This window comes from Salinicola socius, assembly GCF_001937195.1.
In the GTDB taxonomy this organism is placed as follows: Bacteria; Pseudomonadota; Gammaproteobacteria; order Pseudomonadales; family Halomonadaceae; genus Salinicola; species Salinicola socius.
On record NZ_MSDO01000147.1, the window covers coordinates 1 to 416 of the forward strand.

General features: G+C 68.8%; 1 protein-coding gene. It reads left to right on the forward strand.

Going from position 1 to position 416, the window contains the following annotated elements; all coding sequences use genetic code 11:
* A partial coding sequence (locus tag BTW07_RS19300) for an Ig-like domain-containing protein (protein ID WP_167369313.1) occupies positions 1–416 on the forward strand: 416 nt, incomplete at both ends.

Below are 416 nucleotides of genomic sequence, written 5' to 3' on the forward strand. Positions count from 1 at the left end.
AAGACCGTCACCATCACCGTGACCGGCACCAATGATGCGCCGGTGGCCCGCGCCGATACCGGCAGCACCGGCGAGAACGCTACTCTCAATATCGCCGCGGCCCAGGGCGTGCTGGCCAACGACAGCGATGTCGATGGCGGCACGCTGAGCGTCAGCGCGGTCAACGGCGTAACAGGTAGCGTGGGGCAGGCCATCACCGGCTCCAACGGCGGGACCTTCACGCTGAACGCGGACGGCTCCTACAGCTTCAATCCGGGCACGGCGTTCGATCGCCTGGCCGCGGGTCAGACCGACAAGACGCAGATCAGCTACACCGTCAGCGACGGCCAGGGCGGCACCGCCACCTCGACGCTGACCGGAAAGGTGACCGGCACCAACGACGCCCCGGTGGCCCGCGCCGATACCGGCAGCACCGG